Consider the following 261-nt stretch of genomic DNA (forward strand, 5'->3'; position numbering starts at 1 on the left):
GATCATGCAGGCGCTCTCCGAGCAGACGGTCGTGGTCGTCGGCACGAACGCCGCGAGCCTCGTGTTGCCGCGCCTCGCGAAGCAGCTCGAGGACCTCCGCACGCAGCGGGCCGAGATCGCGGTCGAGGTTGAACGGCTCGTCGACGCGCACCCTCTTCACCCGGTCCTGACGAGCATGCCGGGAGTCGGCGTCAGGACCGCAGCGAGGCTCCTCACCGAGGTCGCCGGGAAGTCATTCGCGTCAGCCGGTCACCTCGCGTC

1 protein-coding gene is annotated in these 261 nt (G+C 69.7%); it reads left to right on the top strand.

Features of this window, described 5'->3' with window-relative positions:
• Positions 1-261 (top strand): transposase (locus ACPYN9_RS17245; protein ID WP_424468130.1); only part of this gene is annotated, 261 nt, incomplete at both ends.

The sequence above is a fragment of the Pseudoclavibacter helvolus genome (genome assembly GCF_049707175.1).
In the GTDB taxonomy this organism is placed as follows: domain Bacteria; phylum Actinomycetota; class Actinomycetes; order Actinomycetales; family Microbacteriaceae; genus Pseudoclavibacter; species Pseudoclavibacter helvolus_A.